Here is a 19361-nt window from a genome sequence, read left to right on the forward strand (position 1 = left end):
TGAACTCAACGGACAATTCGCCGGATACCCAGGTGCGCGCCGCGATTTCCGATTACACCGACGCGCTGAAGACCGGCGACCTGTCCACGTTGCGCGAGACCACCTGTGGTCCGCTGCACGATTTCTATCAGGGCATTCCGGCGGATCAATTCGCCGGCGTGCATCAGCTCTCGATGGAACGCCGCACTATTCCGGTGGTGGACAGCGTGGATGCCATCCGGATCACCGACGACACGGCGATCGCGCAGGCGACGGTTTATACCGAGGCCGATCCGGCCAAGCGCTCCGCGCGCACGTTCGACCTGCAGCGCACCGACGCGGGCTGGAAGGTCTGCGACCCGCCGTCCAGCGCTCCGCAATAGCCCGCGACGAAATCGACAATAAATGTTGTTCGGCTGCCCACTCAGTGGGCAGCCGAACACGTTTGATAGCCGATGAACATTACTACTGAACTGCCTCGCAAACCCTTCGCGAGCCGGTAAATGAAGAACAGGCAAATTCGATAGCAATTCCGTATCGATCCACGGTAGCGCTGCTCACACTCAGCTGGTCAACGGTCCTGTTCATTAGTAGCGTGGCCGCATCATGGGCAGGGAACAGACGACGGCGCTCGAAACCGATGACGTACAGCAGGCGGTGACACTGGCCGGCCAGCGGTTCCGCGTTCGGGACCACTATGAGGTCGGCCGGGAAAAGATCCGCGAATTCGCGCGAGCGGTGCAGAATCACCACGGCGCGCATCAACAGGAGGCCGACGCGCGCAAGCTCGGCCACGACGGTGTGATCGCACCGCCGACCTTCGCCTCGGTCATCGGGTCGTCCGGCACCCGCTCGCTGCTCGAATCGGTGCTCACCGAATACGACCTCTCGCAGATCCTGCAGACCGATCAGGTCTTCCAGGCGTATCGGCCCATCCTGGCCGGCGACCAGCTGACCAGCGAGATCCTGATCGAGTCGATCCGCCAGTTCGGCGACAACGATTTCGTCGTCGTCCGCTCCGCGCTGGTCAACCAGCACGGCGAGCTGGCCCTCATCGGCTCGACCACGATCGTGGCGCGCCGCGGCGCCGAGGTGGATCCCGGCCTCACCGACGTGGTCGACAACATCATGATGCACGGCCAGGTGGTCGAATTCCCCACGGCGGGCAGCGGTTCGGACGACAGTTCGGCACTGATCCCGCTGGGTCTCGGCGAGCTGCCCGCGCCGCCCGCCGACCGCGAGCTCGCGCCGGTGCACACACTGCCCGACTTCGATCAGCTGTCCGTCGGCGATCAGCTGCCCGCCGGTTCCTTCCGGCTGGCCCGCGGTGACCTGGCCAACTACGCCGGAGTCTCGGGCGACGCCAACCCGATCCACTTCAGCGATCACGCCGCCCAGCTGGTCGGCCTGCCCACGGTGGTCGCGCACGGCATGTTGACCATGGGCCTGGCCGGTGGCTACCTGACCTCCTGGCTCGGCGACCCGACCGCCATCGCGAAGTTCAGCGTGCGGTTCTCCGGTTTCGTTCCGGTGGGGCCGAACTCGGCGAGCACGGTGGATTTCGCCGGCCGGATCAAGTCGCTCGATCCGCACACCCGCACCGCGACCATCGTGCTCGGCGGCACCTCGGCGGGCCGAAAGCTGTTCGGGCGGGCCATCGCTGAGGTCCGGCTGACGTAGCGCGGCGCGGGCAGCGGCTCCACCGCAGGTCGGACTGGGCGGTCCGAACATTTTCCGGCGCACGAAATCCGCACCCCACGGCTGGGTGATTTCGGCGCAGGATGGATGTCGTGAGAACAACAGCACTACGCCGCGTGACCCCCGCGATCGGTGCCGCGTGCCTAGTGGTCGGCGCCCTCACCCTGGCACCGCCGACCGCCATCGCCGAGACCCCCACCGCCGCCTTTGTCGCGCGCCCCGATTCGCACGAGAAACCGCAGCGGGACGGCGAATCCGAGAAGAAGCGACGGGTGTACACCACCTGCGAACAGGCGCGCGCCGACTACGCGGGGCCGATCTACCGCGGGCTGCCACAGTACAACCCCATGCTCGACCGGGACGGCGACGGCTTCGCCTGCAACGAGTGACTACTGCACGGCCTGGAAGGTCAACATCGTTGCGCCGATGCGGATCTGGTCGCCGTCGGCGAGCAGGGCACCGTTCTCGATCGGGTCGTCGTTGACGAAAACGCCGTTGGCCGAGTGCAGATCCTTGATCAGCAGTCCGGCCCGGCTCGGCATGATGTGCGCGTGATACCTGCTGGCCTTCGGGTCGTCGAGCACCAGGTCGTTGTCGGTCATCCGGCCGATGCGCAGGCCGCCCTGGGCGATCGACACCACCCGGCCGTCCGGTAGTCGCAGCTGCCCGCTGCGCACCGTGCTCGGCGCCTCGGTGACGGTCTCGGTCATCGCCGCGGCCATCCGCTCGACCTGTCGCAGCTCGACGGTGCCGAGCGGTTCCTGGCGCAGCACCCGGTGTTCCAGCTCGATCAGGGCCGGGCCGGGATCGATACCGAGCTCGTCGGCGAGCACAGTCCGCACCCGGCGACACGCGTCGAGCGCGTCGGCCTGTCGCCCGGACAGGTAGAGCGCGGTGATCAATTGACCCCACAGCGGCTCGCGCAGCGGATGCTCGCCGGTCATCGCGACCAGCTCTCCGATCACCGATGACGCACGCCCGCAGGCGATTTCGGCGTCGATCCGAGCGGAGGCGACGGCGAGCCGTTCCTCGTCCATCGCGGTGGCGAAACCGTCGGCGAATTGCAGGCCGGCCAGATCAGCCAGCGCCCGGCCGCTCCACTCGCGCAGCGCGGCACCGTAGAGCTGGGCGGCGCCGGCGTGATCGCCGAGCGCGACCGCGCGGCTACCGGCCTCCCGGCTCGCCTCGAAACGTCCCAGATCGCAAGCGGTCTCGGCGACTTCGAGGCGGTAGCCGGAGGATTCGGTGCGCAACACCAGCGCCGGATCCACACCCGAATTACGCAGCGCCTTGCGGATATTCGAGACGAACACCTGCAGGCTGGCGGCGTAGGAGTCGGGCGGATCCTCGTTCCACACCATGTCGGCCAGCGCGGCCGACGACACGGCGCGCCGCCGATTCACGGTGAGTGCGGCCAGCAAAGCCCGCGGCTTGGGCCCGCCGACCGCCACCGGCTCACCGCCGACTAGCAACCGGACGGGCCCGAGCACGCGCACATCCAGACACATGAGCTGTCGAGCCCCCGGTGGGTTGATGGGTCAGGCGCTGATCGACCTTCCCGCGGACTTCAGATCGTTGCATGCCTCGGTGACACGTGCCGCCATCGAGGTTTCCGCCTTCTTGAGGTAGCTGCGCGGGTCGTAGACCTTCTTGTTGCCGACCTCACCGTCGATCTTGAGCACACCGTCGTAGTTGGTGAACATGTGCGTGACGATCGGGCGGGTGAACGCGTACTGGGTGTCGGTGTCGACGTTCATCTTCACCACACCGAAGCGCAGCGAATCCTCGATCTCGGACTTCAGCGAGCCCGAACCACCGTGGAAGACGAAGTCGAACGGCTGCGCGTCCTGACCGAGGCCCAGCTTGGCCGCGGCCACCCGCTGGCCCTCGGCCAGCACCTCGGGCTTGAGCTTCACGTTGCCCGGCTTGTACACACCGTGCACGTTGCCGAAGGTCGCGGCGAGCAGGTACTTGCCGTTCTCGCCCGCGCCGAGCGCGTCGATGGTCTTCTGGAAGTCCTCGGGCGAGGTGTAGAGCTTGTCGTTGATCTCGGCCTCGACGCCGTCCTCTTCACCGCCGACGACACCGATCTCGACCTCGAGGATGATGTTGGCCTGCGCGCAGGACTTCAGCAGTTCCTTGGCGATCTCGAGGTTCTCGTCGATCGGGATCGCGGAGCCGTCCCACATGTGCGACTGGAACAGCGGGTGCTGACCGTTGTTCACCCGCTCCTGGGAGATGGCGATCAGCGGCCGGACGAAGCCGTCCAGCTTGTCCTTGGGGCAGTGGTCGGTGTGCAGCGCGATGGTGATGTCGTACTTCGCGGCGACCACGTGCGCGAATTCGGCCAGCGCGACCGCACCGGTCACCATGTCCTTCACGCCCTGGCCGGAGCCGAATTCGGCACCGCCGGTGGAGAACTGGATGATGCCGTCGCTGCCCGCCTCGGCGAAGCCCTTGATGGCCGCGTTGATCGTCTCCGACGACGTGCAGTTGATGGCGGGGAAGGCAAAGGAGTTCGCTTTGGCCCGACCGAGCATCTCGGCGTAGACCTCCGGAGTCGCGATGGGCACAGTAAGACCTCCGTGATTGTTGCGGCAAAGACCTATTTTGTCAGCCACCACCCTAGGACAGCAGTGTTTCGCCTGGTATCCAGGGAGGGCGTGTAGTGCCTGCACGAGTGACCAGGCGGTAGTCAGCACGGAACCTTCAGGTGACCAGCAGGTAGTTTCGCGCACAGGGCGGGGTTTCTCAGCCGAACCCGGTACTGTGGGCCCGGTAATTGCGCTGGCCGCCTCCGATGCGATGGCAAGTGATCAGGCCAGCCGTATCCAGAACAGGAGACCACCGCGTGATTCTGCTGGCAGCGACAGAATCGGTGACAAGCAACCTCGCACTCACGGAGTTGCTCGACCCGATGCACCTGCTCACGGAGACGTGGCTCAAGAACGCGGTGCTCCCGGCCATTCTGGCGATCGTCTTCATCGAGACCGGTCTGCTCTTCCCGATCCTGCCCGGCGATTCGCTGTTGTTCACCGGCGGCTTGCTCGCCGCGCAGCCGAATCCGCCGGTGTCGATCTGGGTGCTCGTCCCCGCCGTCACGTTCATCGCGTTCGCAGGTGACCAGAGCGGGTATTGGATCGGCCGGGCCATCGGGCCCGCGTTGTTCCACAAGGAGGACACCCGCTTCTTCAAGAAGCACTACGTCACCGAGACGCACGAGTTCTTCGAGAAGCACGGGCCCAAGACCATCATCCTGGCCAGGTTCGTGCCGATCGTGCGCACGTTCATGCCGGTGCTCGCCGGTGTGTCCAAGATGGACTACCGCAAGTTCGTCGCCTTCGACATCGTCGGCGCGATCCTGTGGGGCGGCGGCATCACCGTGCTGGGCTACTTCCTGGGCAATGTCGCGTTCATCCGGGATCACGTCGAGGCGATCTTCCTGCTCATCGTGTTCGTCTCGATCCTGCCCGGCATCATCGCGGTGGCGAAGAAGCTGCTCGATCGTCGCGCGGAGCCGGCGGTTCGGCCTGAGGCCGAGCTGACCGTCTCGACGAACGAGCCGACCCGCTGAGCGCGTGTTCGCGGCGTCCTCGCCCCTAGCAGTGGGCACCTTCGACCCGCTGATGTCAGCGGGGCCCGCGCTCGTCTGGACAGTGGTACTCACCTTTGTCTTCCTCGAATGCGCGGTCATCCTCGGGCTGTTCCTGCCCGGCGACTCCATGCTGATCACCGCGGGTGTGGTGATGGCCTCGCACGCCTCCGGCGAGGCGCAGGTGTGGGCGCTGTCGCTGGGGACCATGGTCGCGGCCATCGCGGGCAACCAGGTCGGTTACGTCATCGGCGCGCGCACCGGGCACCGCCTGGTGGCGCGCAAGAACGGCCGCTACATCAATACCCGCAACCTGCAACGGGTCACCGAGTTGTTGCAGCGGCACGGGTTCGTCGCGGTGCTGATCGCCCGCTGGATTCCGTGGGTGCGCACGCTGTGCCCGACGGTCGCCGGCGCGGCCGGGATGGACCACCGTAAATTCACCATCGCGAGCACGATCGGCGCGATCATCTGGGCGCCGGTGCTGCTGCTGATCGGGTACTACGCGGGCAGCTTCCTGGATCGGGTGCCGTGGCTGATGCCCATCGTGATCGGCACGCTGGTGGTCGGCCTGGTCCTGGGGACCGGGCTGGGGATCCGGCACTACCGGCAGGAGATGGCCAAGCCGCCGGAGGAGTTCGATCTGGAGACCACGCCGAGCATGGCGGTCGACGCCGAGAACTGACCGTCGGGTTTCCGCGCGATCGGACCGGGTACGCCTGACACGGGCAAATTCCCGCCGTCCGAGGAGCTGCGGGCATGGACTGGTTCACGGCACCGGAGTACTGGCTGAGCAGGCTGATCTTTCAGCGTGGGCTGGCGGTTATCTACCTGATCGCCTTCCTCGGCGCGGCCTTGCAGTTCCGGGCGCTGATCGGCGAGCGCGGGATGCTGCCGGTGCCGCGCTTCGTGGCGCGGACGCCGTTCCGGTTGGCGCCGAGCCTTTTTCAACTGCACTATTCGGATCGGTTCTTCGCCGTGGTGGCATGGGCCGGAGTCGGGCTGTCGGCCGCCCTGGTGGCCGGCGTGGCCGATCTGGTGCCGTTGTGGGCGGCGATGGGGATGTGGGCGGCGCTGTGGGCGGGGTATCTGTCGATCGTCAATGTCGGGCAGCGGTGGTATGGGTTCGGGTGGGAATCGCTGCTGCTGGAGGCCGGGTTCCTCGCGATCTTCCTCGGCAACGACGAGACCGCGCCGCCGGTGCTGGTGTTGTGGCTGGCGCGCTGGCTGCTGTTCCGGGTGGAGTTCGGCGCGGGTCTGATCAAGGTGCGCGGTGACACCTGCTGGCGTGACCTGACCTGTCTGTACTACCACCACGAGACCCAGCCGATGCCCGGGCCGCTGAGCTGGTTCTTCCATCATCTGCCCAAGCCGCTGCACCGAGTCGAGGTGGCGGCCAACCACTTCGTCCAATTGATCGTGCCCTTCGGGCTTTTCGCGCCGCAGCCGGTGGCGAGTGTGGCCGCGGGGATCGTCGTCGTCACCCAGCTGTGGTTGGTTATCTCCGGGAACTTCGCGTGGTTGAACTGGGTGACAATTCTGCTGGCGCTCACCGTGATCGATGGATCGTTGGTGGCGAAGGTACTGCCGGTGCCCGAATCACCCGGGTTGCCGTCGGCGCCGATGTGGTTCGCGGCGTTGGTGATCGTGTGCACGGTGCTGACCCTGGCGCTGAGTTACTGGCCGGTGCGCAACATGCTCTCCAGCGACCAGCGAATGAATATGTCCTTCAACGCCTATCACCTCGTCGGCACCTACGGCGCCTTCGGCACCATCGGCCGGACGCGGCCGGAGTTGGTGTTCGAGGGAACCACCGACTCGGACCTCTCCGAGCAGACCCGTTGGCAGGAGTATGAATTCGAAGGCAAGCCGGGCGATGTGCGACGGCGGCCCCGCCAGTGGGCGCCTTACCATCTGCGGCTGGACTGGCTGATGTGGTTCGCGGCGCTTTCGCCGTTCTACGCACGGCCGTGGTTGTTGCCGTTCGCCGAGCGGCTGCTGACGAACGACCGGGCGACGCTGCGTTTGCTGCGGCACAATCCGTTCCCGGACGCGCCACCGAAGTACGTGCGGGCGCGGCTCTACGAGTACCGCTTCACCACGCGGCAGGAGTTGCTGCGCGATCGGGCGTGGTGGCACCGGACGCTGATCGGCGAGTATCTGCCGCCGGTGACCTCGGTAAAAGCGAAGTCGGACTAGGGATTACAGCCCGGCCGCACTGACCTGGTGCGCGGCCTCCATCAGCATCCAGCCGGACAGTTGCACCGATAGATCGCGTTCGGGCACCCTGGACGAGGTCACCGAGCCACCGGGGGTGAACCGGCCCGCCCCCGCGATGCCGCCGGGCAGCGTGGCGGGCTTGCCCCAGTCGTGCCCGAACAGCGGCTCGCCCTCGACCTCCAGCCGATTGGCCCAGGCGGCCTCGGCGGAGGCGCGCACGATCGCGGCCGCACACCGGCGATCGGCCTGCTGCGCCTCGTCGTCGCCGGGCAGCATCAGCGCGACGACCGCCAGGTAGCGGGCCAGGATGCCGTTGAACAGGCCACCGTCACCGCCGCCGCCACCGTTGATGACACCCCGGGTGGTCAGGTGCTCGTCGACCGCGCCGAGCAGTCGGTGCACTCGCTCGCCGTGGCGCGAGGCACCGGTCTGCACCGCCAACTCGGTTTCCAGCCCGAGCACTACGCCCTGGCAGTAGGTGAACACCGGGCGCTCGATCTCGCCGGACGGCAAGTGGATGCCGTCGAGCATCAGGCCGGTCTCCGGGTCGCGCAGCGTCGCGTCCAGCCAGTCGGCCATCTCCTGCGCGCGCCCGTGCCTGCCGAGCCGCAGCAATGCGATGGCGGCCGGGCCATTCGCAGGGGTGTTGTAGTAGTCGGCGCCGATACGCCAGGGCAGGCCGCCGCCTACCGCCGGATTCCACCCGTCGTACAGCGGCTTCTCCAACGCGATCAGCCCGCTGCGCGCCTCGGTGACCCCCGCGGTCCGCTCCGCGCGTTCCAGCGCGATGGCCAGCCAGGCCATGTCGTCGTAGTACCTGTTGGTCCAGCCGGTGATATTGCGAATGCGGTGCGAGCGCGCGATCGCGGCAATCCGCTTGCGGCGCACCGGCGTCGGCACCCGGTTGGCCGCGTCCACCGCGCAGTCGATCAGATGCGCCTGCCACCAGTAATGCCACGACCCGAACGCGCGCTCCCGCTTGGTCGCCGGCCAGCCGACCACCCCCAGCTGCGTCCCCGGCAGCGCCCACAACGCGCGCAGATGCCGGGACACGATCGCCGATTCCGCCATGTCCGCCCGCTCGGACCACAACGCCGGTGTCACCACAGCCTCTCCACCTCCCGGTGAGAGCTCACCCAGTGACCGCGGCGTCGCGCGCCCCGGATCCTGTGCCCTCCGCGTGGTCATGCGTCAATGGTGCCAGCACCGCCCGGATTTCCGCGCCCGATTTGTTACACAAGTGATGTGCAGTTGTTTCGGGACCTACCAGCAGCGCACATTCGGGTTGCTAGTACGCTTGCCTAATTTCTGGCTAGCGTGCTAGCATTTGTAATGCTAGCAGAGCAGCCAACCAGGAAAGTCCTCAAAGGCCTCAAGGCCGAGGGCTGGTCCCGGTTGCGCGATGGTGCAGGTAGCCACACCATCTACGGCTGCCGCACGGGCAAACACGATGTGAGCGTCCCGGATGGACACAAATCCATCTCGCCGGGAGTTGTGCGCACCATCAACAAGGCTGTTGCGTCCTGCGATTGCCCGGAGGAGGAAGAACAGTGAGCAAGTCCATTACCTACGAAGTCCACGCGAACCGCGTCGGCCGTTGGTGGGAAATCACCATTCCCGACGTTTATGCGGATGATCCGTGCGGGCAGGCGCGCCATCTCACCGATGTCGGCTACGAGGCGCGGACCATTATCGCCGCCAAACTCGACGTTCCGCTTTCTCAGGTCGAAACAACACTGATCGTTGACGACTTCGGCGACGCCCACGACGTGCAACCACGGACCGAGCGCATTGCCGTACTCCGCGCCGAGATCGACCGCTTGTCGAACGAGCTCAAAGCCGAACAGGTAGCACTGGTGAAAGAGCTACGGCGTGAGAACGTCCCCGACGTCGATGTAGCCACCCTGCTCGGCGTGGCCCGGCAACGAGTCGGACAGCTCGCAGAGTAACCCCTCACCAGGCGTCGGCGAGGTCGCTGAAGTGCAGTTGTTTCGAGGCCGACGGCCCCGCGGCCATCGTAACGGCTCAGCCGACCCTGGTACTGGTCAATGTGGTCAAGTCGAGTTCGACCGATGTTTCGGCTACGTCGAGCGTTGCCCGGCCGGAACGCTCGGCGACCAGCTCGTAGTCGCCGTCGATGAGGTGGTAGGCGGTGAGGCTGGTCGGCTCGTCGAGGTCGATGAGCCAGTAGTACTGGATACCGGCCTCGGCGTACTCGGCGAACTTGGTGACCCGGTCGGTCCGCTTGGAGCCGATGGAGAGGATTTCGACGGCCAGCAGCACATCCGCGGCATCCCAGCGGGGAATGTTCGCATCGATCCCTGCCGTGGGCACGGCCAGAACATCGGGGACGCGGATGGTGGGCGGCGGTCCGGCGTCGATCAGGACTTCGGCCTCGGTCAGTACGCCGTGGGTGGGCGGGAGTTGCGGCTCTAATTGAGCAGCGAGGCGCCAGATCGCACGCTGATGCATCGACACCGGCCTCGGTGACACGACCAGAACCCCCTCGACGAGCTCGTAGCTACGGCTGTTGTCCTCCGGCAGCGCGATCCAGTCCTCCAGGGTCAGCAGATGATCAGGCCAGTGCATTTCGACAGTCATCGCTTCCTCCTCCCACGCGGGTATCGCCCGCTGACAGTGTGGCACGCGCGGGCGGATGGGGTACTGGACTACCAGGCGTCGGCGAGGTCGGCGTGTTGGCGGACCCAGGCGTGCATGGCGATGCCCGCGGCGACGCCGGCGTTGATGCTGCGGGTGGAGCCGAATTGGGCGATCGAAACGGTCATCGCCGCTGCGGTTTTCGCGTGTTCGGTGACGCCGGGGCCCTCCTGGCCGAACAGCAGGAGGCAATTGCGGGGTAGGTCGGCTGTTTCGAGGGGGACCGAGCCGGGCACGTTGTCCACCGCGACCACGGTCAATTGTTCGCGCGCGGCGAAGTCGAGCAGCTCGGCGACGGTCGCGTGGTGCTCGATGTGCTGGTAGCGGTCGGTCACCATGGCGCCGCGGCGGTTCCAGCGCTTGCGGCCGACGATGTGCACGGCCGCGGCGGCGAAGGCGTTGGCGGTGCGGACCACCGTGCCGATGTTGGCGTCGTGGCCGAAGTTCTCGATGGCCACGTGGAAGGGGTGCCTGCGCCGGTCGATGTCGGCGACGATCGCTTCGCGCGTCCAATAGCGGTAGGCGTCGACCACGTTGCGTCGGTCGCCTGCGGCGAGCAACTCGGGGTCGAAGTGCGAGTCCTGCGGCGGCGGCTCGCCGTGCTCGGCGGCCCACGGGCCGACGCCGTGCGGGTGCTCGCCCCACTCGGTGGGCCCGGGTGGGTCCTGCTCGGCCGCGTCGGGCACTGGGTGATTCACTCCGACGATGCTAATTCCGGCCGCCGCTCGACCGGCACGCGGCCGGAGCAGCGAGGTCAGTAGGTGCTGCTGCTGCTCCAGACCCCGACCAGCCCGAGGACGACGAACAGCGCGACGAAAAGGATGCCGAGAATGATCAGCACCGAGGCGATGATCCCGCAGACGTAGCCGACCATGACGTTCGAGCGACCGCCGAGCGAACCGCCCGAGGCGTCGATCTCGTTGAGCGCCTTCTTGCCCATCACCCAGGCGACCGGGCCGAGGATCTGGCAGAACACCAGGCTGAGAATGCCGAGGATGAGAATCATGGTGGCCTGCGGGTGTTCCTGCGGCGGGCCGTAACCCCCGTAGGCTTGGTAACCGTACGGTGGCGGCTGCGGCGGGTAGCTCATCAGCAGGATGGTAGTTGGTGTAGCTGGCTACACCACACATTCGGCGGCCAGCTCCATCGAAGACCGCCCTCGCCCCGATAACCATGGAAGCCATGACCGAGATCCACGCCGAACCCACGCTCGTGCTCGACCCGACGCCAGGCAAAGCCGGCCGGTCCGGCGAGCCGGTGGCCCGTGCCATGCTCCGTGCCCCGTTCCAGGCCCGCACTTGGAAAGAACTCGTCTACGTCTTCACGGTGTTCGTGCTCGGCTGCCTGGCCGTCACCTACATGTACCTCGGCTGGGGCGGCGGGCTGATGATCTCGCTCACCATCATCGGCGTGCCGATCCTGGCGGTGATCCTGCTCGGCGGCCGGCTCTGGGGGCGGATCTATCGGGCGCTGGCCAAGGATCTGCTCGGGGTGCGGGTGACGCCACCGCCGCCGTTTCGGCCCGAGCCGGGATTGATCGGCTTCGTCAAGGGCGCGTTCACCGATCGGACCAGCTGGCGGGTCGCGCTGTTCCTGCTCGCGCAGGCGGTGCTCGGTGTCGCGGTCGGCTTCTTCGTGCTCACCACGGTCGCCATGTTGGTGGTCATCGCGCTCTCGCCGATCCCGTGGGCACTGCTCGATCCGATCAACCTCGATGCCCAAGGCGTGGAACATCATTCGATGTTCCAGTTCGGCGACTACTACATCGAAACCTGGCCGCGGGTGCTCGGCTTCGCCGCGGTCGGCCTGCTCGGCTGCTTCCTGGCGCCGTGGCTGGTGCGCGCGGTGTGCTGGCTGCACGGGTTGCTGACCATCGCGTTGCTGAGCGCGACCGCGGCCGATCGGCGCATCACCGAACTCCAGCAGGGCAGGCAGGCGGCGGTCGACGACTCCACCGCCACGCTGCGCAGGCTGGAACGGGACCTGCACGACGGCACCCAGGCGCGACTGGTGACCATCGCGATGGCGCTGGGTCGCGCCGAGGATCGGCTGTCCTCGGGCGGGGATCCGCGCGACCTGATCGCGGACGCGCACGCCAGCTCCAAAGAAGCGCTGACCGAACTGCGCGAGCTGGTGCGCGGAATCCACCCGCCCGCACTGGAACTCGGCCTCGGCCCGGCGCTGGAAACGCTGGCGGCGCGCAGCTCGGTCCCGGTGGAGCTGCGGGTGCACCTGCCGGAACGGCCGAGTCCGGCGATCGAGGCGATCGCCTACTTCTCGGTCGCCGAGCTGCTCACCAATGTGGTCAAGCACGCCGATGCCACCCGGGCCTGGATCTCGGTGGTGCCGACGGACGCCCGGACCATCGCGGTCACCGTGCGGGACAACGGAATCGGTGGTGTCCTGCAACCGACCGAGGGCGCACTCGCCGTGGGCAGCGGACTGTCGGGCCTGGCGGCGCGGGCACGCACCGTGGACGGCACCCTCACCGTGCAGAGCCCGACCGGTGGACCCACCGTGGTGACCATCTTGCTACCGAAGGACGGATCACGATGAACGAATCGCTGCGCATCGTGATTGCGGAGGACAGCGCGATTTTGCGTGACGGGCTCGCCGGCCTGCTCACCGAGCGCGGCCACGAGGTGGTCGCCATGGTGGGCGACGCGACGACGTTGAGCGATGTGGTCGGTACGCACAATCCCGATGTCGCCGTGGTGGACGTGCGCATGCCGCCGAGCTTCACCGACGAGGGCCTGCTCGCCGCCATCGAACTGCGCCGCAAGTATCCGATGACCGGCGTCCTCGTCTTCTCCCAGTGGGTCGAAACCCGTTACGCCACCGAACTTCTCGCCGGTGGCGCGAGCGGTGTCGGCTACCTGCTCAAAGACCGGGTAGCCGATGTCCGCGATTTCGTCGACGCACTCCATCGTGTCGCCACCGGCGGCACCGCACTGGACCCGGAGGTGGTGAGCCAATTGATGGGCGCATCCCGCCAGCAGGATTCCCTGGCCCGCCTCACCCCGCGCGAACGCGAAGTGCTCGAGCTGATGGCGCAGGGCCTGTCCAACAACGCCATCGCCACCTCCCTCACCGTCACCGAGCGCGCGGTGGAAAAACACATCGGCAACATCTTCACCAAACTGGACCTGCCGCCGTCGGACACCCACCACCGCCGCGTCCTCGCGGTCCTGCGTCTCAAGGGGTGACTCGGCGTTTCATCCGAGCGGCTGCCTCCTGATTTGCGCACGTCAGTGGCGTTACGGGCCTATCCTTGAAGGTCTGACAGTCGGGGTGGAGGCTGGGATGGATCACGGGCGAATTCTGCGCACGGTGCTCGCGGTGACCGCCGGGTACCTGATTGTGCTCGGGGTATGGCTGGGGTGGGTGGTGCGGCACACGCCACCGGGGACGATTCCGTACCAGATCATGGCGTTGGTCGGGTTGTTCGGATCATGCGTGGGGATCGGGATGATGCTGGCGTCGCGGCCGTCGAAGGCCGATCGGCGGCTGTGGCGGGATGGACTGGAGGGGTGGGCGACAGTGCACGGGGTGCATCCGTTGCGGCGCACCGATCATCAGAGCGAGCTGACCGAGCTGGACTTGGAGTTGACCGTTCCGGGATCCGAAAGCTATCGCGGGACAATCGTTTTCGACGTCACCCCAGCGGACAAACCGCGCCTCGCGGTGGGTGAGACCTTCTCGATCCGGGTCGACCCCGCGAACCGCGATCGGATCATTGTGGTGCTTTAACAACAGCTTTCGCCGCATCACCTGTGGTGCAGTAGATCCTTGCCAGGTCGGCGGCGATCTCGGCCATCCGGTCGCGCAGCTCTGCGGGCGCCAGCACTTCCGCCTCCGCACCGAGCCGCAGCAGCAGACCTGCGGTGTGCTCAATTGTCTCCATCGGCATGGTCACGATGATCCGTCCGTCGCGATCCGGCGGCTCGGCGGTGTTTCTGGCTACGCGCGCCAATGCGGGTTCGAGCAGGTGCGGGAGACGCTCCAGCGCACGTTCCGACAGCCGAATCCGCGCCTCGCCCCGATAGCGGCGAGCGTCGAAATCAGCCAAGTATGCCGACCAACTCGAGGCAAGATCGAATTCAGCGGGACGTTCGAAAGCATTGTCCAGCAGTTGTATTCGAAGAATCTGCGATACTCGGTAGGTACGAATCTCGCCCGATTCGGCGACCAGGTACCACCGGCCGGATTTGAGCACGAGGCCGTAGGGCGCCACCACACGGTCCACCTCCCGCGGCTGCGCCCACCGCCGGTACCGCATCCGGATGCGACGTCGGCTCCACGTCGCCTCGACCACCGCCGCCAACTGCGCGGTGCTGTCCGGATCGGCGTACCAGTCCGAGGTGTCCAGGTGGAAACGTTCCTGGATGCGGCCGACGCCCTCGCGCAATTCATCGGGTAGCGCTGCCTTCAGCTTGAGCTGCGCGGTAGCCAGCACCGCACCCAGGCCGAGATCGGCGGCCGGGCCGGGTAGACCGGCGAGAAACAAGGCCTCCGCCTCATCCGCGGTCAAGCCGGTCAAGCGCGTACGGTACCCGTCGACCAGCCGATAGCCGCCGTCGTGACCCGCTTCGCCATACAGGGGGATACCCGCCAGGCTCAGGGATTCGACGTCGCGATAGATCGTGCGCACCGAGACCTCGAGTTCCCGGGCTAGTTGCTCCGCCGTCATCCGTTCCCGGGCCTGTAGCAACAGCACGATCGATAACAACCTGCTCGCCCGCATGAGAAGTCAGTTTTCCACTGACAGAAGATGGCAGTAGAGCCCGATTAGCCTCGCCGAGCCCGATTCGAACTGAGAGAGGCAACAATGATCCCGAGTGCAGAGACTTTCGACGGCACCTGGCCTTACCGCGCCCGGTATTCCGAGGCCGCCGGTTTTCGCCAGCACTACGTCGATGAGGGCCCGCCCGATGCCGACGAAACCCTTGTTCTCTTACACGGACAACCGACCTGGGGATACCTGTGGCGGAACCTGATCGACCCGCTGGCCCGAAAGCGCCGCGTCGTGGTGCCCGACCATATGGGCTTCGGAAAGAGCGCCACACCAGCAGATTCCGATTATCTTGCGCGCGAACACGTCGACAATCTGGAGAAGTTGCTTGTAAACGTGCTCGACCTGCACCGAATCACGCTCGTGCTACATGACTGGGGCGGGCCGATCGGTGCCGGCTTCGGGTTGCGCCACCCTGATCGGATCGACCGCATCATCGCGATCAACACAGTACTTCCGCTGGGGGCGCCCGGATATGGTGAGCTCATGGCGGGCAACCACGCCGACAGCGCCTGGTTCCGCTGGGCCGCTGTGGCGGAAGCCGACGGCACGCTGACCGAAGTCCTGGGCAACGCGGGGAACACGGTGACCCACTTGATGCTGGCACTGCAGACCATCGCCCGTCCCGAGATCGTCACACCGACATGGGTCCGCGCCTATGCAAGTCACTTCACCGATCGCGCGGAATGCCGAGGTGTAATTCGTTTTCCACAGCAGATCGTCGCGGCCGGCATGAAACCACCACTGCCGGAACCTGATCCGAGCGCCGCAGCGGCATTGCGCGCCAAACCGGCTGTGCTACTGGAAGGAATGCGCGACACCGCCCTACTGCCGCGCTACATTATTCCGGCTTTTCGCGCTACGTTCCCGGACGCCCCGGTGATCGAACTCCCGGATGCGGGTCACTTTCCGCAGGAGGACGCGCCGGAAGCGGTGCTAGCCGCGTTGGAGCTATTCCTGCAGACGGCCGGCGCCACAGCCAATACCTGATCCAGCCGTGCGCTCGACCGAATCGACGGGACTGACGCCGATCCGGTCGAGCGGACGATCACGCCATCGGGGCAACGGCTTTCGCGTGCGCCCTGGGATCCGCGAGCAGGAATTGGGCGGCGGCATAGGTCGTCAGGATGACGGCTTCGGTGAGACTGCGGCTGCGCTCGCTGCGCGCGAACAGCCGGCGCAGCACGATCAAACCGTCGGAAACAGTGAACAGCAGCGCACCGAGCCCTAGCCGACTACACGGGTCGGAGTTCGGTATGTTCACCCCCGCAACGGTTTTCGCGGTTGACGCGAGCGCAGGATCCGAGGCGAGGACGCCCGCGGTACCCAGCGTCGCACCGTAAGCGGTCAGCGGTGCGGCCACGCTCGGCGCCTTCGCGCGCAGCAGCGCCGCCGCCGCCAGCCAAGCACCCAGTCGCGGCAGCGCCACCTCGGCCTGCGGGCGCGCACCCTTGCGCAACCACAGCGCCGAATACCCGGTCTGCATCACCGCGAACGACGACGCCCCCGCGATCAGACGGCGATCGTTGTCCGGGTCGATGAGCAGGATGTCACCGAGCGTGGCGGCGCCGAGCGACCCCAGCAGCACCACGCGATCGGTGCGCTCGATGTCGGTTCCCTCGGTGACCACGTCAGCCGCCAGTAGCGGCATCATCAGCGGTTTCGCGATCCACTGCACCTTCTCGCGGCCGGTGACGGCGGCGTAGACGGTGACCGCGGCCGCGGCGAGGAACCCCGCCCGGAACACCCGCATGGCGTCAGAAGCTCGGCTCGGTCGGCTTCGGTGGCAGCGTGACGACCTGACCGGCATAGCTCAGCCCGGCGCCGAAGCCCAGCAGCAGCGCCAGCTGACCGCCCTTGGCCTTGCCGCTCACCAGCATCTCCTCCATCGCCAGCGGAATGGACGCGGCGGAGGTGTTGCCGGTCTGCTCGATGTCGTTGGCCATCGGGATGTCGTCGGCCAGGCCGAGGTTCTTCTTCATCAACTCGTTGATCCGGGAGTTGGCCTGGTGTGGGACGAACACCTCGATGTCTTCTTTCGCCACCCCGGACCGTTCCAGCGCGGTGGACAGCGCGCGCGGCAGCGTGACCGCGGCCCAGCGGAAGACGCGCGGGCCCTCCATCCGCAGCGACATCCGGCCGAGGGGCTCGACCGCCGGGTCGGTGCCCTGCATCGCCTGCGCCTTCTCCATGTAGTCGAGGAAGTTGACGTCCTGGGCGATCGCACCCGCGTTCTCGCCGTCGCTGCCCCACACCGTCGGCGAGATGCCGTTCTCCTCGCTCGGCCCGATCACCACGGCACCCGCGCCGTCACCGAAGATCATCGCGGTGCCGCGGTCGGTCGGGTCGAGTCCGACGGTCATCGTCTCGGCGCCGATCAGCAGCACGTACTCCGCCGAACCCGCCCGGATCAGGTCGGCGGCCACGCCGAGGCCGTAGCCGAAACCGCCGCAACCCGACGTGAGATCGAACGCCGGGATGCCGTTGATGCCGAGGTCGTGCGCGACGGAAGGGGCGCCGTGCGGGGTGAGCATGAGCCAGCTGGAGGTGGCCAGGATCAGCGTGCCGATCTTGGACCGGTCGATGCCGCTGTTGACGATCGCCCGCTCACCGGCCGCGGCCGCGATCGATTGCAGCGTCTCGTCGCCGCTGATCCAGCGCCGGTTGCGGATGCCGGTGCGCTCGTAGATCCACTCGGGCGTGGAGTCGAGTACCTTGCACACCTCGTCGTTGCTGACGATGCGCTGGGGCCGATAGGCGCCGATACCGAGCATCGCAACGTTGTCGCGATTCTTGTTTGTTGCAATGCTCACCACTGGAGACGACCCTTCGCCTTCGAAGAACTAGACCGCTGCCCAGGTTAGCCCAGGGCCAAATCCTTGAGTCCGAGGATGGAGCGGTACTCCAGCCCCTCGGCGGCGATCACCTGATCGGCACCGGTCTCCCGGTCCACGACGGTGGCCACACCCACGACGTTCGCACCCGCGTCACGCAGCGCGCGCACGGCGGTGAGCGGCGAGTTTCCGGTGGTCGTGGTGTCCTCCACGACCAGCACCCGCTTGCCGACGATGTCGGGCCCCTCGATCTGGCGCTGCATGCCGTGTGTCTTGGCGGCCTTGCGCACCACGAAGGCGTCGATCGGGCGGCCGGGCGCGTGCATGACGGCCATCGCAACCGGATCGGCGCCCATGGTCAGCCCGCCGACGGCGTCGAAATCCCAGTCCGCGACCAGCTCGCGCAGCAGCTTGCCGATCAACGGTCCCGCGCGGTGGTGCAGGGTCGCGCGACGCAGGTCGACGTAGTAGTCGGCCTCCTTGCCCGAGGACAGGGTGACCCTGCCGTGCACGACGGCGAGCTCGCGCACGAGCTGGGCCAATCTATCTCGATCGGAACCGGCCGCGGTGCCCAGCGCCGACTCGTTCGTGGTTGCCTCGTCGATCATTCCTAAGTCCTTCCGCGTGTGGTGAACAGGCCGCGATTCAGTCGGGCCGCCAGGGTTCGCGGGATCATCCCGGCGACGGTGGTAAGCGTTGTGTACTGCACACCGGGCACACTGAGCACCCGGCCTTTCTCCAGATCACGCAGGGAACCGGCAACCATCTGGTCGACACTCAGCCACAAGGCTTCCGGCAGCGACGACGCATCGATACCGGCTTGCTCATGGAATTCGGTGTGCACGAATCCCGGGCACAGGGCCTGGACCCGGACACCTGTTCCGGCCAGGCCACCTGCCAACCCTTCCGTGAAGGATACGACGTAGGCATCGCGTAGCCGTGACCGATGCCGGAGGTGGGTCCGGTGATCAATGCAACGGGACGGGTCGCGCCGGGCAGGCGCGCGACCACAGGGTTTTCGGTCACCTGCGCACGTGCGATCGACGCACCGCGCTGGTGCGAGCGGCACCGATCACTGCGGCACAGGTCCCTGGTACGGGCGGAAGCCGGGGTGGAACGGACCGCCGGGCGGCTCGGCCGCGGCATCGTCGTCGCGCACCGCCGGGCGGCGAACGGGCTCCTCGGCCCAGTCGTCGTCGGGCAGTTCGTCCCGCGGGGCCTGCGACCGCTTGTCGCGCTGCTCGGGGACCCGCTTGTCGCGCTCGTCCGGCGACCATTCCTCGCGCGGTTCCGGCGACCACTTGTCGCGCGGCTCCGGCGACCATTCGTCGCGGCGTTCGGGGGCCCACTCGTCGGCGGTCCTGCGGTCCTCGCGCACCCTGGCCCGCGCGTCCGGCACCACGGCCAGCGACGGGCGGCGCGGCGGTTCCGGTTCGTCCGGTGCCGCGAGCGGTGCGCGGTCGTCGAAGTCCTCGTCGTAGGCCTGCTCGGCGAACGGCTCCGCGTCCTCGTCCTTGTTCAGCCGCGGCGGCTGCACCCGGGCGCCGCCAACGGGTGCGTCGCGCTCGTCGTCGTCTTCTGTTTCCTC

At 67.0% G+C, this 19361-nt stretch carries 21 protein-coding genes and 2 pseudogenes; 11 read left to right on the forward strand and 12 right to left on the reverse strand.

Annotated features, from left to right (window positions below):
- From NN4_RS41265 to NN4_RS41275, 3 genes are all read left to right on the forward strand, one after another.
- Nucleotides 1-362, forward strand: a 362-nt coding sequence (locus NN4_RS41265) for an Rv0361 family membrane protein (protein WP_443093898.1), incomplete at its 5' end; no start/stop codon positions are given.
- 223 nt (nt 363-585) lie between these two features.
- Nucleotides 586-1659: a fused (3R)-hydroxyacyl-ACP dehydratase subunits HadA/HadB gene (locus NN4_RS41270; RefSeq protein WP_147142980.1), complete on the forward strand. Its 1074-nt coding sequence runs from the start codon at nt 586-588 to the stop codon at nt 1657-1659.
- A gap of 110 nt (nt 1660-1769) precedes the next feature.
- Entirely contained in the window at nt 1770-2066 is a 297-nt protein-coding gene (locus NN4_RS41275) for an excalibur calcium-binding domain-containing protein (RefSeq protein WP_246181381.1), read from the forward strand.
- Here the strand turns inward: NN4_RS41275 and NN4_RS41280 are convergent, their stop codons facing one another.
- Nucleotides 2067-3185: a BTAD domain-containing putative transcriptional regulator gene (locus NN4_RS41280; RefSeq protein ID WP_135233846.1), complete on the reverse strand. Its 1119-nt coding sequence runs from the start codon at nt 3183-3185 to the stop codon at nt 2067-2069. It lies immediately after the preceding gene.
- A gap of 30 nt (nt 3186-3215) precedes the next feature.
- Nucleotides 3216-4250 carry a class II fructose-bisphosphate aldolase gene (fbaA, locus tag NN4_RS41285; protein ID WP_147142986.1) on the reverse strand — a complete coding sequence of 345 codons (1035 nt, stop codon included), beginning with the start codon at nt 4248-4250 and terminating at the stop codon, nt 3216-3218.
- A 344-nt stretch (nt 4251-4594) separates the two neighbouring features.
- Here fbaA and NN4_RS41290 point away from each other — a divergent pair, with 344 nt between their 5' ends.
- The 3 genes from NN4_RS41290 (at nt 4595) to NN4_RS41300 (ending at nt 7468) form a co-directional block, all read left to right on the forward strand.
- A complete protein-coding gene (locus NN4_RS41290; RefSeq protein ID WP_246181383.1) occupies nt 4595-5251 on the forward strand; it encodes a DedA family protein in 657 nt (218 codons plus the stop codon).
- Nucleotides 5252-5303: 52 nt separating this feature from the next.
- A complete protein-coding gene (locus NN4_RS41295) occupies nt 5304-5954 on the forward strand; it encodes a DedA family protein (RefSeq protein WP_186818881.1) in 651 nt (216 codons plus the stop codon).
- A 74-nt stretch (nt 5955-6028) separates the two neighbouring features.
- Complete coding sequence (locus tag NN4_RS41300) at nt 6029-7468, forward strand: lipase maturation factor family protein (protein ID WP_147142992.1); 1440 nt, start codon at nt 6029-6031, stop codon at nt 7466-7468.
- Nucleotides 7469-7471: 3 nt separating this feature from the next.
- Here the strand turns inward: NN4_RS41300 and NN4_RS41305 are convergent, their stop codons facing one another.
- Nucleotides 7472-8560 carry a glycoside hydrolase family 76 protein gene (locus NN4_RS41305; RefSeq protein ID WP_246181384.1) on the reverse strand — a complete coding sequence of 363 codons (1089 nt, stop codon included), beginning with the start codon at nt 8558-8560 and terminating at the stop codon, nt 7472-7474.
- A 479-nt stretch (nt 8561-9039) separates the two neighbouring features.
- Between NN4_RS41305 and NN4_RS41315 the strand changes: the two genes are divergently transcribed.
- Complete coding sequence (locus tag NN4_RS41315; RefSeq protein WP_147143000.1) at nt 9040-9438, forward strand: DUF4391 domain-containing protein; 399 nt, start codon at nt 9040-9042, stop codon at nt 9436-9438.
- A gap of 76 nt (nt 9439-9514) precedes the next feature.
- Here NN4_RS41315 and NN4_RS41320 read toward each other — a convergent pair whose 3' ends face one another.
- The 3 genes from NN4_RS41320 to NN4_RS41330 form a co-directional block, all read right to left on the reverse strand.
- Entirely contained in the window at nt 9515-10090 is a 576-nt protein-coding gene (locus tag NN4_RS41320; RefSeq protein ID WP_147143003.1) for a Uma2 family endonuclease, read from the reverse strand.
- A gap of 68 nt (nt 10091-10158) precedes the next feature.
- Entirely contained in the window at nt 10159-10845 is a 687-nt protein-coding gene (locus NN4_RS41325) for a TrmH family RNA methyltransferase (RefSeq protein WP_147143006.1), read from the reverse strand.
- A 56-nt stretch (nt 10846-10901) separates the two neighbouring features.
- Nucleotides 10902-11237 carry a DUF4190 domain-containing protein gene (locus tag NN4_RS41330; protein ID WP_147143009.1) on the reverse strand — a complete coding sequence of 112 codons (336 nt, stop codon included), beginning with the start codon at nt 11235-11237 and terminating at the stop codon, nt 10902-10904.
- Nucleotides 11238-11329: 92 nt separating this feature from the next.
- Between NN4_RS41330 and NN4_RS41335 the strand changes: the two genes are divergently transcribed.
- The 3 genes from NN4_RS41335 (at nt 11330) to NN4_RS41345 (ending at nt 13897) form a co-directional block, all read left to right on the forward strand.
- Nucleotides 11330-12703, forward strand: coding sequence for a sensor histidine kinase (locus NN4_RS41335; protein WP_147143012.1), 1374 nt, complete (start codon nt 11330-11332; stop codon nt 12701-12703).
- On the forward strand, nt 12700-13353 hold the full coding sequence (locus NN4_RS41340; RefSeq protein ID WP_147143014.1) for a LuxR C-terminal-related transcriptional regulator: 654 nt from the start codon (nt 12700-12702) through the stop codon (nt 13351-13353). The genes NN4_RS41335 and NN4_RS41340 overlap by 4 nt, the downstream gene beginning before the upstream one ends.
- A 97-nt stretch (nt 13354-13450) precedes the next feature.
- Nucleotides 13451-13897, forward strand: coding sequence for a hypothetical protein (locus NN4_RS41345; RefSeq protein ID WP_147143016.1), 447 nt, complete (start codon nt 13451-13453; stop codon nt 13895-13897).
- On the opposite strand, the gene NN4_RS41350 is transcribed toward NN4_RS41345, so the two are convergent.
- Nucleotides 13881-14891 (reverse strand): helix-turn-helix transcriptional regulator, encoded by a 1011-nt coding sequence (locus NN4_RS41350; protein WP_147143018.1) that lies wholly within the window; start codon nt 14889-14891, stop codon nt 13881-13883. The genes NN4_RS41345 and NN4_RS41350 overlap by 17 nt on opposite strands.
- A gap of 84 nt (nt 14892-14975) precedes the next feature.
- Here NN4_RS41350 and NN4_RS41355 point away from each other — a divergent pair, with 84 nt between their 5' ends.
- Nucleotides 14976-15929, forward strand: a complete 954-nt coding sequence (locus tag NN4_RS41355) for an alpha/beta fold hydrolase (protein WP_147143022.1) — start codon at nt 14976-14978, stop codon at nt 15927-15929.
- Nucleotides 15930-15987: 58 nt separating this feature from the next.
- Here NN4_RS41355 and NN4_RS41360 read toward each other — a convergent pair whose 3' ends face one another.
- From NN4_RS41360 to NN4_RS41380, 5 genes and pseudogenes are all read right to left on the reverse strand, one after another.
- On the reverse strand, nt 15988-16692 hold the full coding sequence (locus tag NN4_RS41360; RefSeq protein WP_147143025.1) for a lysoplasmalogenase: 705 nt from the start codon (nt 16690-16692) through the stop codon (nt 15988-15990).
- 4 nt (nt 16693-16696) lie between these two features.
- A complete protein-coding gene (locus tag NN4_RS41365) occupies nt 16697-17755 on the reverse strand; it encodes a beta-ketoacyl-ACP synthase 3 (RefSeq protein ID WP_147143028.1) in 1059 nt (352 codons plus the stop codon).
- A 44-nt stretch (nt 17756-17799) separates the two neighbouring features.
- On the reverse strand, nt 17800-18381 hold the full coding sequence (gene pyrE / locus NN4_RS41370) for an orotate phosphoribosyltransferase (RefSeq protein ID WP_147143031.1): 582 nt from the start codon (nt 18379-18381) through the stop codon (nt 17800-17802).
- A 2-nt stretch (nt 18382-18383) separates the two neighbouring features.
- Nucleotides 18384-18701: pseudogene (locus NN4_RS41375) on the reverse strand (SDR family oxidoreductase); the annotation flags it as partial.
- Between the two features lie 144 nt (nt 18702-18845).
- A pseudogene (locus NN4_RS41380) lies at nt 18846-19361 on the reverse strand (hypothetical protein); the annotation flags it as partial.

The organism is Nocardia ninae NBRC 108245 (assembly GCF_007990755.1).
In the GTDB taxonomy this organism is placed as follows: domain Bacteria; phylum Actinomycetota; class Actinomycetes; order Mycobacteriales; family Mycobacteriaceae; genus Nocardia; species Nocardia ninae.